The sequence below is a fragment of the Nocardioides sp. genome (assembly GCF_047607365.1).
Classification (GTDB): Bacteria; Actinomycetota; Actinomycetes; order Propionibacteriales; family Nocardioidaceae; genus Nocardioides.
In genome coordinates, this window is sequence record NZ_JASGDD010000101.1 from 1 (window position 1) to 4,498 (window position 4,498).

Annotated in this window: 4 protein-coding genes; 2 read left to right on the top strand and 2 right to left on the bottom strand. The window is 73.5% G+C overall.

Annotated features, from left to right (window positions below):
- Positions 1-1,246: dynamin family protein (locus tag QM572_RS07665; protein ID WP_415091702.1), on the bottom strand; the 1,246-nt coding region annotated here is incomplete at its 3' end.
- A gap of 32 nt (positions 1,247-1,278) precedes the next feature.
- Positions 1,279-2,403, bottom strand: a complete 1,125-nt coding sequence (locus tag QM572_RS07670) for a PrsW family intramembrane metalloprotease (RefSeq protein WP_415091704.1) — start codon at positions 2,401-2,403, stop codon at positions 1,279-1,281.
- 15 nt (positions 2,404-2,418) lie between these two features.
- Between QM572_RS07670 and QM572_RS07675 the strand changes: the two genes are divergently transcribed.
- Complete coding sequence (locus tag QM572_RS07675; RefSeq protein WP_415091706.1) at positions 2,419-3,777, top strand: aminopeptidase P family protein; 1,359 nt, start codon at positions 2,419-2,421, stop codon at positions 3,775-3,777.
- Positions 3,777-4,498 (top strand): hypothetical protein (locus tag QM572_RS07680; RefSeq protein WP_415091708.1); only part of this gene is annotated, 722 nt, incomplete at its 3' end. The genes QM572_RS07675 and QM572_RS07680, both read left to right, overlap by 1 nt.

Consider the following 4,498-nt stretch of genomic DNA (forward strand, 5'->3'; position numbering starts at 1 on the left):
CGCGGCCCAGGTCGGTCGGCGCGGTCGCCAGCAGGCCGCGACCGGCGTCGAGCTGGCCCCAGGCCCGCTCGGCCCGCTCGGCGGCCGCCTCGGCGTGCTCGAGGATCAGCAGCTCGAGGCCGGACTCGACCGCGACCGAGACGTGCTCGGCCTGCTGCGGCTTCCCCTTGACGGCGCTGACGAAGCGGTCGCGCAGCTTGCCGACCCGCGTCTCCAGGGAGCGCAGCAGCTCCCCCGTGCCGACGAACTCCTGCCACCGGGCGAGCACCTCGCCCCGCAGCATCGTGCCGTCGGCAACCGCGGCGAGGATCGCCCGCAGAGCCTCGTCGTAGGCATGGGCGGCGTCCTCGCGGAGCATCGCGGCCGCCTCCGCCTGCTCACGCGAGGCGTCGGCGACGGGATGGGCGCGGCGGGCGACGGTGCGCACGGCGCCATCGAGGGTCTGCTGGACGACGGCATGACGGGCGACGGCGTCGGCGGCCAGCATCTCGATCCAGCCCCGGATCTCGGCGACCAGCTCGGGCTCGAGGATCCCCTCGTCGGACGGCTTGCCCTCGTTGACGATGAAGAGCGGGCTGTCCTTGAGGCCGCGGGACGCCAGCATCCGGGCGAGGTGGGTCGCCACCGTCTGCACGGCGTCGGCCGGCGTCCGATCGAGCACGACCGCGACCGCCGTCGACCGCTCGGCGGCCGAGCGGAGGAACTCCCACGGCACCTGGTCGGCGTACCGCGCCGCGGAGGTGACGAAGATCCAGAGGTCGCCGGCGGCGAGGAGCTGTGCCGCCAGGACGCGGTTCTGCTCCTCGACGGAGTCGACGTCGGGGGCATCGAGGATGGCCAGCCCGGCCGGCACCCGCTCGGAGGCGACCAGCTGCAGCGCGCCAGGGTCATCGGTCGCGTGCGAGACCCGCTCGAGGTCGGGCAGCAGCCGGTCCTGGCCGAACCAGTGCGCGTCGTCGGGGTGGTGCACGAGGACGGGCGACCGGGTGGTGGGGCGCAGCAGCCCCGGCGTGGTGACCCGCTCGCCCACGAGCGAGTTGACCAGGGTCGACTTGCCGGCGCCGGTCGAGCCGCCCACGACCGCCAGCAGCGGCGCGTCGATCGTCATCGTGCGCGGGATGACGTAGTCCTCGAGCTGGCCGAGCAGCTCGTCCTGGATGGTGCGGGCGGCGGTCGCTCCGGGCAGCTCGAGGGGCAGCACCACACCGGCGAGCGCCTGGCGCAGTCGCACCAGTGCGGTCACCATGCGCGTGCTGTCAGAGCCTGCGTCAGGAGCCGTCATCGAAGGGGCACCACCTGTCCGGGAAATGCGATGGTCGGCCTGACCCTATCGATGATGTCGACGTAGACCTGACCCCGCGCAGCAAAATCGGGCGGCGGAGTGCCTCGCAGGAAGCGGTGATGCAGGAAGCCGAGCTCGATCGCGGCCTGCTGGTAGACCCGCATCGCCTCGAGTCCCGCGGCCCCGCGACGCTGTCGCGCGAAGGCCCGCGCGCGTCGCCGGGCGCCCAGGTCGACGATCCATCCCAGGTCGCTGGCCGGGAGGTAGCCGAGGCGGGCGCAGTCCGCCAGCGCCCGCTCCAGCAGGCGGGCCTCGCTCCCTCGCGCCCAGATCGCCATGGCGACGACCCCACCGAACACCGGCACCATCACGACCACGTACGCCGACACGAACCCCGCCAGGCCGAAGACCGTCGACGCGTTCCAGGCGCTGTGGCCGATCACGGCGACGGCGTACCCGGCCAGCGGGAGGAGGAGGCGGACGAGCCGCTTGCGCGATCCGACCGCGAGCCCGACGCCCACCCCCGTGAAGGCGGTGAAGAGCGGGTGCGCGAACGGGCTGGCCAGGCAGCGGATGACGAAGGTCTGGGTGAGCGCGACCGTGCCGCCCGGCCCCATCCCGTCGGTGCCGTTGTAGGCGGCGGCGAGGTAGAGGATGTTCTCGGTGAAGGCGAAGCCGATGCCGACCATGCCGGCGTAGACGATCCCGTCGAGGACCCCGTCGAGCTCGTCGCGGCGCCACCACAGCAGCGCGATCAGGAAGGCGCCCTTGACCGCCTCCTCGACCACGGGAGCGAGGAAGGCGACGCTCGCGTCGCTGTCCAGGCCCGTCACGATGCCGCCGATGCCCTCGAGCACCACCGCCGCGAAGCAGGCCACGAACGCGCCCCACAGCAGGCCGAGGGCGAGCAGCCCGCGCGGCTCGGGCTCGTAGCGGTCGAGCCAGAGGTAGGCGGCCACGAGCGGCACGACCGGCAGCGCGGCCAGGACGGTCGCGAAGAAGAGCGTGCTCGGCGCCCCGGACAGCGCGAGCAGGAGCAGCATCGGCAGCGCGGCCAGGGCCACGACGATCGAGACGACGATCGTGAAGACGCGTCCGGTCGCCACACCCTGCCTGTGCATGAGAAGAATGGTCCCATGACCGAGGAGAAGACCGAGTCGCACGACCAGGCCGTGCCGGAGGCGTGGTCGGCGTTCATGCGCGAGGGCTGGGGCGACCGCGAGCTCAACCTGCCCGCCCACCCCGTCACGCCGTACGCCGCCGCGCGCCGGGCCCGACTCGCCGAGGCGTTCCCCGGCGAGCGCCTGGTCGTCCCGAGCGGTACCTACAAGGTCCGCTCCAACGACACCGACTACCGCTTCCGTCCCGACTCGGCGCACACCTATCTGACCGGCAACCAGACCTCCGACGCCTCGCTGGTGATCGAGCCGGACGGCTCGGCGGTCCTCTACGCCCGTCCCCGATCGAGCCGGGAGACCGACGAGTTCTTCCGCGACCGCGCCTACGGCGAGCTGTGGGCCGGGCGCCGGCCGTCCGCCCGCGAGCTGTCGGACTCCCTCGGCATCGAGGTCCGGCACATCGACTCCCTCGACCTCGGCGGCAGCACCCCGACCCGCGTGCTCCACGAGGACCCCGACCTCACCCGGGTCGCCTCCGAGCTGCGGCTGGTCAAGGACGAGTGGGAGATCGCCGAGCTCTCCGAGGCCTGCGAGATCACGGCGCTCGGCTTCGAGGACTGCGTCCGCGAGTGGGACGACGTGCGGACCTACGGCGAGCGCTGGATCGAGGGCACCTTCTTCCGTCGCGCGCGGGCGATGGGCAACGACCTCGGCTACGACTCGATCGTCGGGGCCGGCGCGCACGCGACGACGCTGCACTGGATCGACAACACCGGCCCGGTGAAGCCGGACGACATGGTCCTGCTCGACATGGGCGTGGAGGGCCGCAACCTCTACACCGCCGACATCACCCGCACCCTTCCCGTGTCGGGCACCTACTCGCCCCTGCATCGCGAGCTCTACACGCTCGTCCTGCGCGCGCAGGAGGCCGGCATCGCCGCCGTACGCCCGGGGGCGGCGTTCCGCGACCCGCACCACGCCGCCGTCTCGGTCCTGGCCCACGGCCTCTCCGACATGGGCCTGCTCCCGGTCTCGGTGGACGAGGCGCTCGACGAGACGAGCAAGGTCTACTCCCGCTGGACGCTGCACTCGGTCAGCCACATGCTCGGCATCGACGTGCACGACTGCGCCGCCGCCGCCAAGGAGGCCTACACCGAGGGCACCCTGGAGGAGGGCATGGTGCTGACGGTCGAGCCCGGGCTCTACTTCCAGATCGACGACCTGCTCGTGCCCGGCGAGATGCGCGGCATCGGGATCCGGATCGAGGACGACATCCTCGTCACGGCCGCGTCGGAGGGCGGCGCCCGCAACCTCTCGCACCACCTCCCCCGCCACCCCGGCGAGGTGGAGGAGTGGATGGGACGGCTGCTCCCCTGATGCTGGCGGATCCGCAGCGCTGCCCGGACTGCCGCGGCGCCCTGACGCCCGGTGCCGCCGCCTGCCAGTGGTGCGGGCTTCCCCTGGGCGGCGCGCTCGGCTCCGAGCTCTTCGCGACCCTGCAGCGGGCCGACGCCCTCATCGCGCGGCTGCGCGCCGGCAGCGCACCGATCGTGACGAGCCCACCCGTCACGCCGCCTCCCCTGCCACAGCACCCCCAGCAGCACCCCTCGGTGGGCACCCGTGCGCTCACCGTCCCCGGACTGCTCCTGGCACTGGGCGCCCTCATGCTCGGCGCCGGCGCGATCACCTTCCTCGCCTTCGCCTGGAGCTGGCTGGGCTACTCCGGCCGCACGATCCTCATCGTCCTGGCGACCGCCGCGTCGGCGGCGGGCACGTGGCTCGCCGCGTCCCGCCGCATCCGGCTCGCCGCCGAGGCGCTCACCGCCCTGACCGCGATCCTCGCCGCCCTCGTCCCGGTCGGGGCGACGCACGCCGGCTGGTTCGGCAGCCGTCACGAGCCCCAGGTCGTCACGCTGAGCGGGCTCGTCCTCCTCGTGCTCGCCTCCGCCGCCAGGTACGCCGTCGAGCGCCGCACCGCCCAGGAGCTGGTCCTCGCCGAGATCGCCGGGAGCATCGCCGCCGCCGCGGCCGCCGCCGGCCTGGCCGCGTGGCTGGACGACCGATCGGCCACGACCGCGGCGATCGTCCTCGTCGCCGC

Coding starts and splice junctions, on each gene's coding strand:
- QM572_RS07670 (WP_415091704.1), bottom strand. CDS start 2,403: ATGCACAGGCAGGGTGTGGCGACCGGACGCGTCTTCACGATCGTCGTC.
- QM572_RS07675 (WP_415091706.1), top strand. CDS start 2,419: ATGACCGAGGAGAAGACCGAGTCGCACGACCAGGCCGTGCCGGAGGCG.